The sequence below is a fragment of the Streptomyces avicenniae genome (genome assembly GCF_000719135.1).
Classification (GTDB): domain Bacteria; phylum Actinomycetota; class Actinomycetes; order Streptomycetales; family Streptomycetaceae; genus Streptomyces; species Streptomyces avicenniae.
In genome coordinates, this window is the sequence record NZ_JOEK01000020.1 from 42,072 (window position 1) to 59,291 (window position 17,220).

16 protein-coding genes are annotated in these 17,220 nt (G+C 76.2%); 11 read left to right on the plus strand and 5 right to left on the minus strand.

What is annotated here, in order from left to right; translation table 11 throughout:
- Window positions 1-19 precede the first annotated feature (19 nt).
- From IF27_RS28045 to IF27_RS28070, 6 genes are read left to right on the plus strand one after another with little or no spacing between them, the layout of a single operon-like run.
- Window positions 20-850, plus strand: coding sequence for a hypothetical protein (locus IF27_RS28045; protein WP_052852664.1), 831 nt, complete (start codon window positions 20-22; stop codon window positions 848-850).
- Window positions 847-2,331, plus strand: coding sequence for a CocE/NonD family hydrolase (locus tag IF27_RS28050; RefSeq protein ID WP_052852665.1), 1,485 nt, complete (start codon window positions 847-849; stop codon window positions 2,329-2,331). The genes IF27_RS28045 and IF27_RS28050 overlap by 4 nt, the downstream gene beginning before the upstream one ends.
- Entirely contained in the window at window positions 2,328-3,707 is a 1,380-nt protein-coding gene (locus tag IF27_RS28055; protein WP_052852666.1) for a YcaO-like family protein, read from the plus strand. The genes IF27_RS28050 and IF27_RS28055 overlap by 4 nt, the downstream gene beginning before the upstream one ends.
- Before the next feature lie 8 nt (window positions 3,708-3,715).
- Complete coding sequence (locus IF27_RS28060; protein ID WP_052852667.1) at window positions 3,716-4,795, plus strand: nitroreductase family protein; 1,080 nt, start codon at window positions 3,716-3,718, stop codon at window positions 4,793-4,795.
- Window positions 4,792-6,531, plus strand: coding sequence for an ABC transporter ATP-binding protein/permease (locus IF27_RS28065; protein ID WP_052852668.1), 1,740 nt, complete (start codon window positions 4,792-4,794; stop codon window positions 6,529-6,531). Before IF27_RS28060 ends, IF27_RS28065 begins: the two co-directional genes overlap by 4 nt.
- Window positions 6,528-8,276: an ATP-binding cassette domain-containing protein gene (locus IF27_RS28070; protein WP_052852669.1), complete on the plus strand. Its 1,749-nt coding sequence runs from the start codon at window positions 6,528-6,530 to the stop codon at window positions 8,274-8,276. The genes IF27_RS28065 and IF27_RS28070 overlap by 4 nt, the downstream gene beginning before the upstream one ends.
- Window positions 8,277-8,336: 60 nt before the next feature.
- Here IF27_RS28070 and IF27_RS28075 read toward each other — a convergent pair whose 3' ends face one another.
- The 5 genes from IF27_RS28075 to IF27_RS28095 form a co-directional block, all read right to left on the minus strand.
- Complete coding sequence (locus tag IF27_RS28075; protein WP_052852670.1) at window positions 8,337-9,359, minus strand: ABC transporter substrate-binding protein; 1,023 nt, start codon at window positions 9,357-9,359, stop codon at window positions 8,337-8,339.
- Window positions 9,287-10,177 (minus strand): ABC transporter ATP-binding protein, encoded by an 891-nt coding sequence (locus IF27_RS28080; RefSeq protein ID WP_110946315.1) that lies wholly within the window; start codon window positions 10,175-10,177, stop codon window positions 9,287-9,289. Before IF27_RS28080 ends, IF27_RS28075 begins: the two co-directional genes overlap by 73 nt.
- Window positions 10,174-11,205 carry a FecCD family ABC transporter permease gene (locus IF27_RS28085; protein ID WP_223291241.1) on the minus strand — a complete coding sequence of 344 codons (1,032 nt, stop codon included), beginning with the start codon at window positions 11,203-11,205 and terminating at the stop codon, window positions 10,174-10,176. Before IF27_RS28085 ends, IF27_RS28080 begins: the two co-directional genes overlap by 4 nt.
- 212 nt (window positions 11,206-11,417) lie before the next feature.
- Window positions 11,418-12,308, minus strand: a complete 891-nt coding sequence (locus IF27_RS28090; RefSeq protein WP_052852671.1) for a class I SAM-dependent methyltransferase — start codon at window positions 12,306-12,308, stop codon at window positions 11,418-11,420.
- A gap of 99 nt (window positions 12,309-12,407) precedes the next feature.
- Entirely contained in the window at window positions 12,408-13,001 is a 594-nt protein-coding gene (locus tag IF27_RS28095) for a helix-turn-helix domain-containing protein (protein ID WP_052852672.1), read from the minus strand.
- Window positions 13,002-13,096: 95 nt separating this feature from the next.
- On the opposite strand from IF27_RS28095, the gene IF27_RS28100 reads away from it, so the two are divergent.
- The 5 genes from IF27_RS28100 (at window position 13,097) to IF27_RS28120 (ending at window position 17,215) form a co-directional block, all read left to right on the plus strand.
- Window positions 13,097-14,095: an NAD(P)/FAD-dependent oxidoreductase gene (locus tag IF27_RS28100; RefSeq protein ID WP_052852673.1), complete on the plus strand. Its 999-nt coding sequence runs from the start codon at window positions 13,097-13,099 to the stop codon at window positions 14,093-14,095.
- A gap of 49 nt (window positions 14,096-14,144) precedes the next feature.
- Entirely contained in the window at window positions 14,145-15,719 is a 1,575-nt protein-coding gene (locus IF27_RS28105; RefSeq protein WP_052852674.1) for an MFS transporter, read from the plus strand.
- A gap of 72 nt (window positions 15,720-15,791) precedes the next feature.
- Window positions 15,792-16,259: a S26 family signal peptidase gene (locus IF27_RS28110; RefSeq protein ID WP_052852675.1), complete on the plus strand. Its 468-nt coding sequence runs from the start codon at window positions 15,792-15,794 to the stop codon at window positions 16,257-16,259.
- Window positions 16,260-16,381: 122 nt separating this feature from the next.
- Window positions 16,382-16,576, plus strand: coding sequence for a hypothetical protein (locus IF27_RS28115; RefSeq protein ID WP_052852676.1), 195 nt, complete (start codon window positions 16,382-16,384; stop codon window positions 16,574-16,576).
- Between the two features lie 69 nt (window positions 16,577-16,645).
- Entirely contained in the window at window positions 16,646-17,215 is a 570-nt protein-coding gene (locus IF27_RS28120) for a MauE/DoxX family redox-associated membrane protein (protein ID WP_052852677.1), read from the plus strand.
- Window positions 17,216-17,220 lie beyond the last annotated feature (5 nt).

Below are 17,220 nucleotides of genomic sequence, written 5' to 3' on the forward strand. Positions count from 1 at the left end.
TCCCGACAGGAGAACCGACGTGTCCCGCAGCCAGCTCGCGCCCGGCGTCGAGGTCGTCACCGTGCCCGGCCGAGGGCTCGCCGTCCGCACGGCGGACGGGGAGTTCCTCGGCGTACGCACCGGCGACACCGCCCCGGAGCCACTGCTGCGCCAGCTCTCCGGCACGGCGACGGCCGCGCCCGACACCGGAACCGGCCGCCTCCTGCGGGCCTTCGCGGACGCCGGTCACCTGGCCGGGCCCGCGTCACGCACCCCCTGGCCCGCCGCACGCCGCGACGTCCGGCTGGTGGGCGCCCCGGCGCTCACCGGGCCGCTGGCCGCCCACCTGCGGGCCGAGGGCGCCGCGCCGCGCCAGGCCGAGCCGGACGAGGCAGGCGAGGCGGCCGACGGCCACCCCGCCGCCGTCGTCTGGTGCCTCGACGGCCCCGTGCCCCCAGGGCTGTGGGACGCCGCCGACCGGCTCCCCGGACGAGGGATCGCCTGGCTGCGCTGCCACCGCGAGGGCTGGCAGGCGTACGTCGAACCCCTCGCCGCCACGGCGGGCGACGTCACCTCGGCCCACGTCCGCGCCCGCCGCCTCGCCGCCACGCCCGCGCACCGCGAACTGGCCGCCTACTGGAGCGGCCCCCGCACGTCCGGCGCCCCCTTCCACCTCACCGCCCCGGCGGCCGGGCTGCTCGCGGCACTCCTCGCCGACGACCTCACCCGCTGGGCCACCGACACCCCCGCCACCGGCGGACTGCCTGCCCGCCGCCGCCTGCGCCGCGTCGATCTGCGCACGCTCACCGTCACCGAGCATCCCGTGCTCCCGGTCCCCGACGTCGCCCCGATGCCGGGGAACGCCCCGTGACCCCGCTCACCGCGGACATCGACGGCCTCGCCACCGACATCCATCTCCCGGACGGCGCCGGCCCCTTCCCGGCCGTCCTCGTCCGCACCCCGTACGACAGGCTGCGGCACCGCGCCGAGCTGCGCGGCTGGGCCAGGCGCGGATTCGCCGCCCTGTCCCAGGACGTACGCGGGCGGCATGCCTCGGCGGGGGAGTGGCACCCGTACCGGAACGAGGCGGCCGACGGAGCCGAGACGGCGCGCTGGATCCGCCGACAGCCCTGGAGCGACGGCCAGTTGGTCGCGGCTGGCGCCTCCTACGCCGCGCACTGCGCCCTCGCCCTCGCACTCGACGCGCCCCCGGACGCCCGCGCCGACGCCGTCATCGCCGCCGTCCCCGCGCTCGGCATCGCCGAGACCGCCCGCGAACCCTCCGGCGTGGAACGGCTGTCGGCCCGCGCCGGGTGGTGGGCGGCGCACGGCGACCGGCGCTACTCCGACGAACAGGCCCTGGCCCTGGCCCTCGCCGCCGATCCCGACCTGCTCGCCCACCTGCCGGTGAGCGACCTGCCCGCACGGCTCGGCCGCGGCCTGCCGTCCTGGCCCGACGTGTGGCGGCAGCGGCGCGTGCCCGACCGACCCGGCACGTGGGCGGGCCTGGCCGCGAAGCCCCTCCTCGCCGTGGGCGGCCACCACGACCACTTCGCCGAGGACACGGCGGCACTGTGGCGGCACTGGGGCGGGCCCTCGGCGCGCCTGCTGACGGGCCCCTGGGGCCACGGGCTCGTCGCCGAACCCGGCCCCGACGCACGCCCGGCACACCGCACGAACCTCGGCGACCTGTACGCCCGCTGGGCCCGCCTCGCCCTCGCCGGAACGCTGCGGCCCGGCCGCCACGGCGCGGTCGCGCTCGGCGGCAGCCCGCTGTGGCTGCCCGCCGACACCGAGGGCGAGCCGCAGCGCACGGACCTCCTGCCGCTGCACGGGGCCTCGTTCACGGCCGACCCCCGACACCCCGTGCGCTCGACGACGTTGACCATTCCGGCGGACGGCACCCCCGACCGCTGCCTGCTCGTCAGCGCGCCGCTGACCCACCCGCTGGACGTCCTCGGCCCCGCCGAAGTACGGCTACGCGCCACCGCCGACACCCCACACGCCGACTGGTTCGCCCGGCTCGCCGCGCTCACCCCCCAGGGCGCCGCCGAACGGCTCGCCGTGGGCGCCGCCCGGCGCGCCGACCCGCCAGGCCACGCCGCCGAGTTCACCGTGACGCTCGGCCGCCTCGCGCGGCGCCTGCCCGCGGGCACCAGGCTGCGCCTGGAGATCGCCGGACACCACTTCCCCGCGCACGCCCGCAATCCCCACACGGGCGACGACCCGGTCACGGCCACCCGCCTGCTCGCCTCCCGGCGCCAGGTCGAGACCGGAAGCGTGACGCTCCGGCTGCCCGTGCTCCGTTCCCGCCCCGAACCCACCGATCCCGCAACGGAGATCCTGCGATGACCGCGCTGCCGCTGGAAGCCCTCGTTGACCCCGTCTGCGGCATCGTCCGCAAGGTCAAGCCCGTCGAACACCCCGCGGGCGCGCCGCCCCGCTACACCGCGCTCACCGCGGAGATCGCCGACGCCCGCCGCCTCGGCCTGTGGCCCGCCGACCGGGTCTCGCTCGGCACGACCTTCGGTGACCCCGAGGGCGCCAGGATCGCCGCCATAGCCGAGGGCGTCGAGCGGTACTGCGGCAACCGCGTGCCGCCGCCGGGCCACCCCGCCGCCCCGCTGCGCGCCACCGCCGCCGAACTGACCGGCAAGGAGATGCGGTTGTACGGGCCCGGCGAGCTTCCGGCGTACGCCGACTGGCAGTACGCGCGCGAGCGGTTCCCCTACCGTCCCCTCACGCCCGACACCCCGGCCCTGTGGACGCGAGGCCAGGAGCGGCTGCCCGACGGGGAAGCCGCCGATGTCTGGGCGCCCGTCGCGCTCACGCACCTCAACTGGCGCCAGGGCGAGCTGCGTTCCCTCCCGCGCACCCACCACCTCAACTACGCCGGGATCGCCACCGGGCAAGGGCTCGACGACGCCGTGCAACGCGGCCTGCTTGAGGTGGTCGAACGCGACGCGCTTGAGCTGTGGTGGCACCTCGACGGACCGGCCCGCGGCATCGACCCGGCCAGCGTGCCCGGCCTCGCCGACGACCTCGCCGGATCGGGGCTCGACGTCCATCTCGTGGAGATGCCCTCCGAGTTCGCCCCCTGCGTGGGGGCGCTCGTCCACGACCGGCGACTCGGCCTGCACGCCGCCGGGTTCGCCTGCCGCCACGACCCGGCCGATGCCGCCCGCAAGGCCGTCCTCGAAGCGGTCCACACCTGGGTCTTCACCCAGGGCCTCACCGACCCGGACGGCTGGGTGTTCCAGGCCGTCGAGGCCGGTCTCCTCGCCCGCGGCCTCTACCTCGACCACCGCCCCGACGCCCGCTACCTCGACGCGTGCGGCGAACACTTCGCCCACGTACGGGACCTGGGCGCACATGTACAGGTCTGGCTGGACGAGCGGATGGCGCCCGAGGCCCGGCGCTTCACCGAACCCGCCCTCGGCGTCGTGCCGTTGACGGAGATCGAACCTGGCAGCCAGGACCGTCTCGAACGCGCCCTCCGCGACGGCGGCCACCGCGTCATGACGTTCGACCTCACCACCGAGGACGTCGCGGAGACCCCGCTGCGCGTGGCACGGGTCCTGGTCTCCGGCCTGATCCCCAACGCACCCGCCGCCTTCGGCTACTTCGGCTGCCCACGCCTCGCCGAGGCCGCCACCGCCCGCGGATGGCGCACGACCGCACCACACGCGCCGGAGCACTTCACGCTCGCTCCGCCGCCGCACATGTAAGGGCACCCGTGGACCTCGTCACCGCCCTCGCCCGCGCCCGCTCCGCCGAGAGACCCGCCCCCGACACCCCCGCCGGGGCCGCCGTCCCCGACCTGCCCGGCCCCCCGATCCCGCTGCCCCAGCCGGGCGCGGGCGAACTGGACCTCGGGACGCTGCTGCGCCTCTCCCTCGCGGCCCAGGACCGGGCAGGACGGCTACGGCCCACCGCCTCGGCCGGGGGCCTCCACCCCGTGGACGCCACACTCGTCGTCGGCCACAACTGCGCGCTCCCACAGGGTCGTTACGGCTACGACCCGCTGCGCCACCGCGCGCACCTCCTCGGCCCCACGCCCGACGACACGCCTCCCGGCACGACCGTGGAGCTGTCCCTCACCCCGCAGCGCACCGCCTCCCACTACGGCCACCGCGCCTGGCCCCTGCTGCTCCTCGACACCGGACACGCCGCCGCGGCCCTCAGCCTCGCCGCCGACGCACTCGGCACCGGCCCGCCCACCCTCCGCCTCGACGGACGATCCGCACACCCGCTCGCCACCCTGCACATCCCCCCGCCCACCACCGCCCCGAGCGCGCAAGCCCCCACCCCGCACGAGCTGTTGACCCGCCGCAGCGCCCCGCCCCCGCTGATCGGCGCCCCTCCCGAGGACGCCCTGCGGGCCCTCCTCGCCACCCTCACCGAAGCGAGCGCGGGCGAGATCGCCTGGTGCGCGGCGGTCGGCGGACCACGGCCAGGACTCGTCGCCCCGACACCCGAAGGCGCCCTGCGGCGCCTCGCCGCCGGAGAGGCCCGGCCGACGCTCGCCGCCTGGGCCGCCGGTCAGGGATGGATCGCGGACGCGGGCGCCGTCCTGCTCGGCCACGGCTGCCCGGCGGACGCCGACGCCCCCCGCATCCGCCGCGCCCACCTCCGGGCCGGACTCGCCGTCGGCCTGGCCCACGTCGCGGCCGGACGCCTGGGCCTCGCGGCCCGCCCCGTCGGCTCCTGGCAACAGGCAGACCTCGGCGCCGCCCTCGGCGCCCCACCGGGCGAGGACTGGATCGTCCACGCCCTGGCACTCGGCACCACCCACCCCCGGGAGGGGACCCCATGATCGTCCACCCAGAACTACGCCGCGCCGCACGGCACGCACGCCGCACCCTGCTCGCGGCCACCCTCCTCCAGGGAGCGGTCACCCTCACCCATCTCGTGCAGGCCGTCCTGCTCTCCCTCGCGCTCGCCGGAGCGGCCAGGGGCGACACCGGCCAACTCCCCGCGCTCCTCGGCGCGGTGCTCGCCACCGTCACCGCCCGCGCCGTCCTCGCCCGCGCGCAGCGCCGCACGGCGACCCGCGCCGGGGCGCAGGTCAAGGTACGGCTGCGGGACGAACTCGTCGCCCACCTCGGCCGCCTCGGGCCGGCCCACCTCACCACCGCACGCGCCGGGGCCGTCCGCACCACCCTCGTGGACGGCGTGGAAGGCGTCGATGCGTACGTGTCCCGCTACCTGCCGCAGCTCCTCATCACCCTCACCGTGCCGCCCCTGCTGCTCGCCGTCCTGGCCGCCGTCGAACCGCTCGCCCTCCTCGGCCTCGTTCCCGCGCTGCTGCTCGCCCTGGGCGGGCCACGCGCCTGGGACCGCCTCCTCGCCCGGCGTGGCGAGGAGCACTGGGACACGTACGAGCACCTGGGCGCCGACTACCTCGAAGCCCTGCAAGGCATGCCCGTGCTGCGGGCCGCGGGCGCCGTGGGACGCACCAGGGAACGCCTCGAAGCGCGCTCGGCCGCCCTGCACCGGGCCACCGTCGCCAAGCTCCGCGTCTCCCTCGCCGACACCGGCCTGACCGACCTGGCCATCCAGGGCGGCACGACGGCCGCCGCGCTGCTCGCCTCCTGGTCCGCCGTCACCGGGTCCGCCACGGCGACGGCCACCTACCTCGTCCTGCTCCTCGCCTCCGAGTGCCTGCGGCCCGTGCGCGACCTGTCCCGCGAGTGGCACGCCGGGTACATGGGCGTGTCGGCGGCGGACGGGCTCGCGGCCCTGCGCACCGCACAGCCCACGGTCGCCGACACGGGTACGGCCCAGGCCGACTGGCCCGCCCCGCCCCGACTGCACTTCCAGGACGTCGAGTTCGGCTACGGCGACGCGGAGGAACCCGTCCTGCGCGGCGTCACCTTCACCGCCGAGGCCGGACGCACCACCGCGATCGTCGGCCCCTCGGGCGCGGGCAAGTCCACGCTCATCTCCCTGCTCCTTCGCCACCGCGACCCGCTGCGCGGCCGGATCACCCTCGACGGCCGCGACGTGGCCGCGTACACGCTCGACTCGCTGCGCCGGGGCATCGCCGTCGTCTCCCAGGACACCTACCTCTTCCACGCCACCATCGCCGACAACCTGCGCCTGGCCAGGCCGGACGCCATGGACGAGGCCCTGGCCCGCGCCGCGCGCACCGCCGGGATCCACGACGAGATCACCGCCCTCCCCGACGGCTACGCCACCGTCCTCGGCGAACGCGGCGCCACCCTCTCCGGCGGCCAGCGCCAGCGGCTCGCCCTGGCGCGCGCCCTGCTGGCCGACGCGCGGGTCCTCGTCCTGGACGAGGCCACCAGCGCGGTGGACGAACGCCGCGAGGCCGACATCGTCCGCGACCTGCCGGACGCCACGGGCGGCAGGACCGTCCTCGTCGTCGCCCACCGCCTCGCCGCCGTCCGGCACGCCGACCGGATCGTGGTGCTGGACGGCGGACGGGTGGACGCCGTCGGCGGGCACACCGCCCTCGTCGGGGCCGGGGGCCTCTACGCGCAGCTCGTCACGGCAGGCCACCCGCACGAAGAGGAAGTCACCGTATGAACACCACCGCCACCGACCACACAGCGGCGCCCCCGCGCGGAGCACTGCGCGCCCTGCTGCCCGCGCTCGCCGGACACCGCGCCATGGTCGCCCGCACCTGCGCGACCGCCCTCGTCGAACAGGGCTCCCTCGTCGCCCTCCTGACACTGGCCGCGCACACCGTCGGCACCGCCGTCACCGAGGGCCGCGCCCCTGGCGGCGGCACGATCACCGCACTCGTCGTCCTCGTTCTCGTCCGCGCCCTGGCGACCTGGCGCGAGATGGACCTCTCGCACGACCTGGCCTACCGCGTGCTGGCCGAGCTGCGCGTCCGCGTCTTCGACGGGCTCGCCCGCGGCGCGCCCGCCCGCGTCGCCGGGAAGCGCAGCGGAGAACTGGCCGCCACCGCGATGGCCGACGTCGAGGCCCTCGAATTCTTCTACGCCCACACCACCGCCCAACTCCTCGCCTCCGGAGTCGTGTTCACCGGCGGCGCCGCGACGCTCGCCGCGGTCGAGCCGTGGCTCCTGGCGGCGCTCCTGCCGGTCGCCGCCCTGCTCGCCGCCGCCCCCTTCACCGACGCACGCGGACGCGCCGCACGGGGCGCGCGCACCAGGGCGGCCACCGCGAAGCTGTCGGCCGACACCGTGGACACCGTGGACGGGCTCCGCGAACTGCTCGCCTCCGGAGCCCTCCCCAGGCAGCGCGACCGCCTCGCGGACCAAGGCGTGACGGTGGGCGAGGCACAGCGCGCCGAGGCCACCTGGGACGCCACGGCCGCCGCCGTCCGCGACCTGCTCACCGTCCTCGCGGTCCTCGGCGTGGTCGCCGCCGCGGCACGGTCCGCCGCCTCGGGGGGACTGCACGGCGCCTGGGTCCCGGCCGCGATGGCGCTGGCCCTGTCGGTGCTCGGCCCGGTCGCCGAGTCGGCCGCCGCCGTGAGCCGCGCCGTGGGGCTGCGCGCGGCGGCGGCCCGGGTCGGCGCGGCACTCGACGCGCCCGCCCTCGCCCCGCCGCCCGCCTCCCCGCACCCCCTCCCGCCCGGCCCCCTCGGCGTACGGCTGCACGCCGTCGGCTTCGACTACGGCGGCCCGCCCGTGCTGGACGGCGTCGAGCTGACCGTCCCCGCCGGGCTGACCGTCGCCCTCGTCGGCGCATCCGGCGCCGGCAAATCGACCTGCGCCCACCTGCTGGCCCGCTTCTGGGACCCCACCACGGGAGCCGTCCAACTGCTGCCCGAGGACGGCCCGCCCCTCGACCTGCGCGACCTGTCGGACGCCGCGCTCCGCGCCGCCGTCGCCGTGGTCGGCCAGGACGCCCCCCTCTTCCACGGCACCCTCGCCGACAACCTGCGCCTCGGCGCACCCGACGCGGACGACGCCCTCCTCGCCGCGACGGCGCGCACGTGCGGCGTCGATCTGATCGCCCCCCTCGACACCCTCGTCGGCGAACGCGGCGCCACGGTCTCCGGCGGCCAGCGCGCCCGCATCTCCCTGGCCCGCGCCCTGCTGGCCGGGCCGCGCGTCCTCGTGCTGGACGAGACGACCGCCCACCTGGACAACACCGGTGACGCGCGCCTCGCCGCCGCCATCGGCGGGAGCGGGCGCACCACGCTCGTCATCGCCCACCGGCGCGCCACCATCCGCCGCGCCGACCGCATCGCCGTCCTCGAAGCGGGCCGTATCGCCGAGGAGGGCACCTGGGACGAGCTGACCGCCCGCCCCGGCAGCGCCCTCCTCCGCGTCCTGGCCGACGCGCCCTCCTGACGCCGAGAGGCCGGGCGGCATGCACCGCCCGGCCTCCCGGTCCATCACCCGCGCCCGGCGTCAGAACGCCCCGGGGTAGAGCCCGGCCGCGATCTCCGCGACCGCGTCCACGTTCCCGAGCGTGCCGGGGTAGGCGTCCGCCGCCGAGATGGCGACGAGCCGGTCCTCGCGCACCGCGTCGAGGTCGGGGAACGTCCGCGCCAGGTAGTCGCGGGTCGCCTGCTCGTGCTCCGGGCCGCTGACCGCGAACACCAGGGCGTCCGGGGCGCGTTCCGCCAGCACCTCCGGGTTGATCTGGGCGGCGAAGAAGTCGGCGAACGCGGCGTCGTCGGGCCCGAACACGTTCTCGCCCCCCGCGCGCCTGATGATGTCGTACTCGATCCCGGCGCCGATCGCGGAGAGCGTGCCGCCCTCGACGTAGACCTGGGCGACCGTCACCGGCTCCTCGCCCGAGACGGCCTCCGTCACCTCGTCCAGCCTGGCCTGTGACGCCTCCGCCAGGCCCGAGGCGGCCTCGGCCGCCCCCAGCGCGCGGCCCAGGGACTCCAGGTCGGTGAAGAGGTCGTCCACCGTGCCGGTCATGCGGCGGTCCTCGCAGCCGCCGGTGGCGATGTACGCGGCCACGCCCGCCTCGTCCAGCTGCGCGATGCTGGCGAACCCCTGCTCGGCGGTGAACTCGTAGGCCGTGGGCGCGAACACGAAGTCGGGCCCGGCCTGGAGCAGCACCTCACGCGTGGGGGGCGCGTCCTCGCTGAGCACGGGTATGCCCTCCGCCTCGGCGCGCAGGTCGTCGGGCAGCGGCGCGGTGGCGGTCTGCGCCTGGCCCACCATCCGGTCGGCGAGGCCCAGGCGCAGCAGCAGCTCCGTCTGGGACGGGCTCAGGCCCACGATCGCCTCGGGAGGGCGCGGAAGGTCGATCTCCCGGCCGCAGTTGGTGAGGACGGTCGCCTGCTCGCCGCCGGTCGCCTCGGCGTCCGGCTCCTGCTCGGTGACCCCCGAGCCGCAGGCCGTCAGCGTGAGGACGCCGAGGGAGGTGAGGGCTGTTCCCGCGGCGGCGAAGCGGGAGAGGAGGGGACGGGGCATGACGTGTGCTCCTTGACTGGGTGCTCGGGCGCCGGACTGTCCGGTGAGCGGGACGGCAGGGGGGAGAAGGCGATCAGGGGACGTCCGCTCGCCGGGTGGGCGAGCACGTCGGCCCGGACGCCGAAGACGTCGTGGATCAGGTCGGGCGTCAGCACGTCCGCCGGGGGGCCCTGGGCGACGATCCGGCCCGCCCGCAGGACGGCGACGACGTCGCAGTGGGCCGCCGCCAGGTTCAGGTCGTGCAGCGCGGCGAGCGTGGTCAGCCCCAACTCGCCGATGATCCGCATCAGTTCGAGTTGGAACGAGATGTCCAGATGGTTGGTCGGCTCGTCCAGCACCAGCACCTGGCTCTCCTGGACCAGGGCGCGCGCCAGCAGGACGCGCTGCTTCTCGCCGCCGGAGAGCCCGGCGAAGGGCCGTCCCGCCAGGTCCGCGGCGCCGACGCGGGCGAGGGCGCGGTCGGCGAGCGCGAGGTCGCGCGGGGAGTCGCCGCCGAAGCCGCGGTGGTGGGGCAGGCGCCCGAGGAGGACGATGTCGAGGACGTCCAGGTCGAAGTCGGCGGTGGACTCCTGCGTCATGACGGCGACCTGCCGCGCCACGGTCCGCGGCGGCAGCGTCCACACGTCCTGCCCGCCCACGGCGACCGTGCCGGACTCGGGCCTGGTGACCCGGTAGAGGCTGCGCAGCAGCGAGGACTTGCCGCTGCCGTTGGGGCCGACGAGCCCGGCGACCTGGCCGGGCTCGACGCGGAACGTCGCCCCGTGCACCACGCGGCTGCCGCCCCGGCGGACGACGACGTCCGTGAAGTCGATCCTCATCGCAGCATCCCCGCCCTGGCCGCGCGTCCCTGGCGTATCAGCCACAGGAAGCAGGGGGCGCCCACCACGGCGGTCACGATGCCGATGGGTATCTCGGTGGGCGCGGCGACGGTCCGCGCGAGCACGTCGGCGACCATCAGGAACAGCGCGCCGCCCAGGATGGTGACGGTCAGCATGCGGCGGTGGTCGGCGCCGACCAGGATGCGCGCGGTGTGCGGGACGACCAGGCCGACGAAGCCGATGCCGCCGCTGACCGCCACGACCGCGCCCGTCAGCAGGGAGGCGGCGATCACCAGGCGCCCGCGCAGCCGGTTGACGCCGACACCCAGCGCCGTGGCGTTCTCGTCGCCGACCAGCAGGGCGTTGAGGGCGCGGGCGTTCGCCAGGGCGTAGAGCGTGACGGCGGCCAGCGCGGCGGCCGGGACGGCGAGTTGGTCCATGGTGGCGGCGGAGACGCTGCCCAGGAGGAAGAAGAGGACGCTGAACACGTTCTGCGCCTCGGTGGTGAGGGTCAGGTAGCTCGTCACGGCGCTCAGCAGCGAGCCGAGGGCGACCCCGGCGAGGATCATGCGCGTCGGCGCCAGCACCCCGTGCTGACGGGCCAGCAGGTAGACGGCGGCGGTCGCGCCGAGCGCGCCGAGGAACGCCGCGCCGCTGAGCGGGAGTCCGCCCACGGCGGCGGAGCCGAGGGTGATCACGGCGACCGCGCCGACGCCCGCACCGGCCGACACCCCGAGGACGTACGGCTCGGCCAGCGGGTTGCGCACCGCCGCCTGCATCAGCGCCCCGGCCAGCGCGAGCCCGGCCCCGGCGAGCCCGGCCAGCAGGGTGCGCGGCAGCCGGAACTGCCATACCGCCTGGTCCTGGAGCGGGGTGATCGAGCCGTCCCGCATCCAGGACACGTCGGGGACGAGGTGGCCGACGACGACGCGCGCGGCGTCGGCCGTGCTCACGTCGGCCGGTCCTGTGGCACCGGAGACGACCAGGGTGGCCAGGATGGCGAGGAACAGGGCGACGTGCACGCCCACCAGGGATGTCCTGGTGGGACGGCGTCGCTCCCGCGCTCGCGCGGGTTGTCTGGTGGCGGCCAACGACGCGCCTCCCGTCGGGGTTTCTGAAAACGGTTTTCGTCACCGTATCCAGTTGGCCGACCCGAGGCAACGGAGGGGGTGGGGATGTGAAGACGATCACCTGACGCGCCGTCCGGCCCGGGGACCGCCGCGCCGCCGACCGCCCGAGGTCAGGCGCGGCGCGCGGCCCACACCGTGCGCTCGGTGCGCACCCCCAGGTCGTCGCGGCGCAAGAGGCTGTACGGGCCCTCGGTGTCGAGGAGTTGGTCGAGGACGGCCAGGTCCCCCGGCGCGAGGGCGTCCGCCGCGCCGTCGCGGATGCGGCGCAGGCCGCTGAGCGCGTAGCGGCGGACCGCGTCGGTGGGGGGTGGGCCGACGGCGACGGCGAGGGTGCGTTCCGCCTCGACCGTGAGCCCTGCCGCCGTGAGCGCGGCACCCCAGTCGGCGCCACGGTGCGGGACGTGCTCGGCGTGGTGGCGGTCCAGCGCCGCGTGGCAGCGCTCCTCAAGGCCGGGGGCCTGCGCCGGGGCGTCCGGCGGCAGGAACCGGGGGAAGCCGCCCAGCTCGACGACGGCGAGCAGCCCGCCGGGCGCCAGCGTGTCGCGCACCCGTCGCAGGGCGTGGGCGGGGTCGGCCATGTGGTGCAGCGAGGCGGACGCCCAGACCAGCTCGGGCGCGCCGAGCGCGGGCCACGCCGCCGCGTCGAGGTCGGCCCGCACGGTACGCACGCGGTCGGCCGCCCCGGCGGCTGCGGCCTTCTCCCGTAGGCGGTCGAGGTGTTCCGCGGAGACATCGACGGCCGTCACCTCGGCCTCGGGGAAACGCCTCAGCAGCGCGAGGGTCCCGGCGCCGGTCCCCGACCCGAGGTCCACGACGTGACGGGGCGCGGTCCTGACGGGCAGCCACGCGGTGATCGACGCGATGTGCTCGGCGAGCACCTCGGCGTCCAGGTCCAGGATCTCCGCCTGGCCGCCCGCGTCGTGCCCGTGCCCGTGCCCGTGCTCATGCCCGTGTGTGTGCTGCGCGCCGTGATGTGCCGTGTGCGGGGAGGAGTGGTTCATGCGGCCACGCTAGGCGGCCCGCCCCCGTACGGCCCGGCCGCTTCCCGGATGCGCAAGGCGATGGCCGGATGCGCTGCGGACCACGCAAGACTGCCGGCGTCACGGTGCCGGGCGGCGTGCCTGCGCCGCGTCCTCGCCGCGCTGATGACCACGGCGGGCGTCGCCGTCGAAGATCCCCAGGATCTCGCACGGCCCGCCCTCGGCGCCGATGGCGTGGGGGAGCATCGTGGGGAACTCGGCGGCCTGGTTCGTCTCGATCCGGAAGCGCCGGTCGCCCAGGAGCAGCACGGCGGTGCCCGACAGGACGACGAGCCATTCGCGGCCCGGGTGGGCGCGCATGCGCGCGGGATTGTCGGGCGGCGGGTTGGTCATGCGCTGGCGCACGACCGTCATGCCCGGCTCCGCCTTGAGGGGCCAGCGCATCAGCCCGTGGGCGCCGTCGATCGTCGGGTTGGAGACGACGTCGTCCGTCGCGGTCTCGACCAGCTGGTCGAGGGAGGTGTCCAGGGCGCGGGCGAGGGTGACGAGCTGGTCCAGCGCCAGGCGCCGCTGGCCGTTCTCGATGCGGCTGAGCGTCGATTGGCTGACCTTGGCGCGGGTGGCCAGCTCCTCCAGCGACAGGCCCTGTGCGACGCGCAGGGCGCGGACGCGCTTGCGTACCAGGCTGTCCAGGTCTCCATCGTCTTGCGTCATACGCAACATTGTATGCCTCGACCGCAAAGTCCGGGTTAGCTTCGGCCGTGTCCCGCCCCCCGCGACCTGGGGCGACGACGGAAAGGAGATCCGACATGCCCGCGACCACCACCCCCCGTGCGGCCGACCCGCCGTCCGGCGGCACCCTCGACGCCGTGGTCATCGGCGGCGGCGCCGCCGGGCTGAACGGCGCGCTGATGCTGGCCCGCTCCCGCCGCTCCGTCACCGTGATCGACAGCGGCACCCCGCGCAACGCGCCCGCCGAGGGCGTGCACGGACTGCTCGGCCTGGACGGCACCCCGCCCGCCGAGTTGTACGCGCGGGGCCGCGCCGAGGTGCGCCGCTACGGCGGCCTGGTCGTCCCCGGCGAGGTGACGTCCGCCGTGCGGGCCGCCGCGTCCCCCGAGGGCGACCCGCGCTTCACCGTCACCCTGGCCGACGGTGCCATCCTGCACGCGCGCCGCCTCCTGGTCGCCACCGGCCTGCGCGACGACCTGCCGGACATCCCCGGTCTCGCCGGGCACTGGGGCCGTGGCGTCGTGCACTGCCCCTACTGCCACGGCTGGGAGGTGCGCGACGAGCCCATCGGCGTTCTCGCCACCGGTCCCGCCTCGCTCCACCACGCGCTGCTCTTCCGCCAACTGACCGACGACCTGGTCTACTTCACCCACGGCACCGACCTCGACCCCGACACCGGGGCGCGCTTCGCCGCGCGCGGCATCCGCGTCGTGGACGCCCCGGTCGGCGAGGTCGTGACGGCCGACGACGGCGGCATCGCGGGCGTCCGCCTGACGGACGGGCGGTTCGTCCCCCGGCGTGTCCTCGCCGTAGCGACCACCCCGTGGCCACGCACCGAGGGGCTCGACGGCCTCGGTCTGCCGACCGACGAGGCCCCAGGCGGCGCGGGCTGCCGCCTCGCCTCCGGCCCGGCGGGCACCACCGCCGTACCCGGCGTGTGGGTGGCGGGCAACGCCACCGACCCGACCGCCCAGGTCGGCGCCTCCGCCGCTGCCGGAGCCCTGGCGGGCGCCCACATCAACGCCGACCTGGCCCGCGCCGACACCGACGCGGCCCTCGCCGCCTCCCGCGCCTGACCGGCGCCTGACCCGCGCCGCCGCCCGTACGCCCCTCCCGGGAGAACCCATGACCACGCACCAGCCACCCCCCACGAGCGACGGCGTGCCCGACGCGCGCCAACGCCGCACGATCCTCGTCACCGTCTGCATCGCGCTCATGGCCGTCATCGCCTCGGTCTCCGGGCTGAACGTCGCCCAGCCCGACCTCGCCGTCGCCTTCGACGCCTCCCAGAGCACGGTCCTGTGGATGATCAACCTCTACACGCTCGCCCTGGCCGCGCTCCTGCTGCCGCTCGGCGCGCTCGGCGACCGCCTCGGCCGCAGGCCCGTCCTGCTCACCGGCCTCGTCGTCTTCGCCCTCGCGAGCGCGGCGGCGGGCCTCGCCCCGACGACCGAGGTCATGCTCGCCGCCCGGCTGCTCGGCGGCGTGGGCGCCGCGATGATCATGCCCATCACCCTCGCCGTCATCACCTCCACCTTCCCCGAGGAGGAACGCGGCCGGGCGATCGGCGTGTGGACCGGGGTGGCCGGGGGCGGCGGCGTCCTGGGCATGCTCCTCTCGGCCGCCCTGGTGGACGTGGTGAGCTGGCGGTGGCTCTTCGTCCTGCCCGTCGCGCTCGTCGCCGTCGCCGTCGTCATGACGCTGCGCTCCGTCCCCGACTCCCGCGAGAGGACCGGCCACTCCTTCGACACCGTCGGCGCGCTCACGTCCGTCGTCGCCGTGGCCGGGCTCATCTTCGTCCTCCAGGAGGGCCCCGAGCGCGGCTGGACCGCCCCCGCCACGCTGCTCGGCCTCGCGGCGGGCCTCGCCGCCGCCGCGGGCTTCGTCGCCTGGGAACTGCGCCGCAGGGACGCCGCGCTCCTGGACGTGCGCCTGTTCGGCGACCGCGGCCTGAGCGGCGGCTCCCTGACGCTTCTCGTGGTCTTCGGCGTCCAGGCGGGGATCTTCGTCGTCCTCTTCCCCTTCTTCCAGGCCGTCCTCGGCTGGTCCGGCCTGCTGTCCACCCTGGCGCTGATGCCCATGGCCGTGCTGATGATGGCCGCCTCCGGTTTCGCCCCACGGCTGGCCGCCCGCACAGGCCCTCGCGCGACCACGGCCACGGGCGTCGCCCTCGCCGGAGCGGGCCTGGCGCTCATGGCCGCGGTCGTCTCCGTCGAAGGCGGCTACCTGTCCGTCCTCCCCGGCATGCTCGCCATGGGCGCGGGCATGGGCCTGTCGATGACCCCCTCCACCGAGGCCATCACCGGCGCGCTCCCGCGCGAACGCCAGGGCGTCGCCTCGGCGCTCAACGACGTCACGCGCGAGTTCGGCACGGCGCTCGGCGTCGCCCTGCTCGGGGCGCTCCTGTCCTCCGGCTACCGCGCGGCCATCGACACCCGGCTCGACGGCATACCAGAAGGCCCCGCCGACACCGCGCGCGAAGGCGTCGCCAACGCCCTCGACGTCGCGGACCAGGCCGGCCCCCAGGCGCAGGCGCTGATCCGTACCGCGCAGGAGTCGTTCGTGGACGGCTGGCAGCAGGCCATGTGGGCGGGCGTCGCCGTCATGGCCGTCCTCCTCCTCCACGTCCTCGCCCGCGGACCACGGCGCCGCGGCCCCGTGCAGGCGGGGGAGCAGGGGACGACCGCCCCGGTCGGCTGAACGGGCGGGCCGGGTACGTTGCACGGTGCCCCGGCGGACGCGGTCCGCCGTCCCCTCGCCGAAGGAGCCCCCATGCCGTTGCTGTGGATCGGAGCCGGTGTCCTGCTCGCCGGGCTGGGCGCCGGAGCCGGAGTGCTGCGCATACGGCGGCAGTGGACCGTCGTCACCGTCGAGGGCACCAGCATGCTGCCGACGTACGAGCCGGGGGACCGGGTGCTCGTGCGCCGCCGCGGCCTCGCGCGGGTGCGCACCGGGGACGTCGTGGTCCTCGAACCCCCGGCCGACAGCCCGTTCCGGCCCTCGGAGGCCGGGGCCGACGGCCGCAACTGGAACATCAAACGTGTGGTGGCCCTGCCGGGCGACCCCGTGCCGCCCGGGGTGGCGGACCACGCGACGGGATCGCCGGTCCCCGACGGCACCCTGATCGTCTTCGGCGACCACCACGACAGCGTGGACTCCCGCCAGCGCGGCCCCTACCCCGCCGCGCAACTGCTCGGCGTCGTCGTGCGCGGTCTTGACCCGACGGCCCCGCACGCCTGACCCGCGCACGCCCTCGCCCCCTCCGCCACATTCCCGATGTGCGAAAGGGTACGGTTGCGGCGTCGTCTGCTACTGTCGCTCCCATTGCACGAGTAACTACTCTGATTCATAGGAGCGTTGCCATGCTCAATCTCCTGGGACGTGCCGGGGACCGCCTGTTGGAAGCGGTCGCGCCCAAGGCCGTGGCCAAGGCGGACGCCACCTTCAAGAAGCGCTGCTACTGCCACATCAACGGCGCCTGGGTCGCGCGCACGTGTCATGTCGTCGGCGGCATGACCGGCTGCGGGCCGTGCAACACCACGGACGGCCCCTGCTAGTCGTGAGACGTCGCCCGCCCCGTCCCCACACCAGGGAACGGGCCGGGTGACCTCCCGGGAGTGACCCGCATGCCCTACCTCGTGCTCGGATGCCGCGTGCTGCTGCTCGGCGTCCTCGTCGTCGCCGTCGCCGGGAAGCTCCGCGACCGTGCGGCGTTCGGCGAGTTCGCCGCCTCCATCGTGGAACTGCGCCTGCTGCCACGGCGGTTCTCCCGCGCCGCCGCCCGTGCGGCGGTCGGCGTCGAGACGCTGACCGCCGGTCTCCTGCTCGTCCCCGCAACCACTTCGTTCGCGTTCGCGCTGGCTCTGTGCACCATGAGTGTCTTTGCTGTAGCGATCATCCTTGCGTTGCGGCGTGGTGCCACGGCGCCCTGCCACTGCTTCGGCGCCTCCGTCACCCCGCTCGGCCCCGTCCACGTCGTGCGGAACACGGCCCTGGCCGCCGTCGCCGCCTGCGGCCTCGCCGGGGCGCTGACCACCCCGCCCACCCTCTGGCCCCCGCACCCCGGCGGCGGCCTCCTCGCGCTCGGCGCGGCGCTCGTGGCGGTCCTGCTCGTGGTGCGCCTCGACGACCTGGCCGCACTGTTCGGCACGTCCCCGTTCGACGTCGCCCCCGTGCCGCGAACCGAGAAACCGTAGGAGCC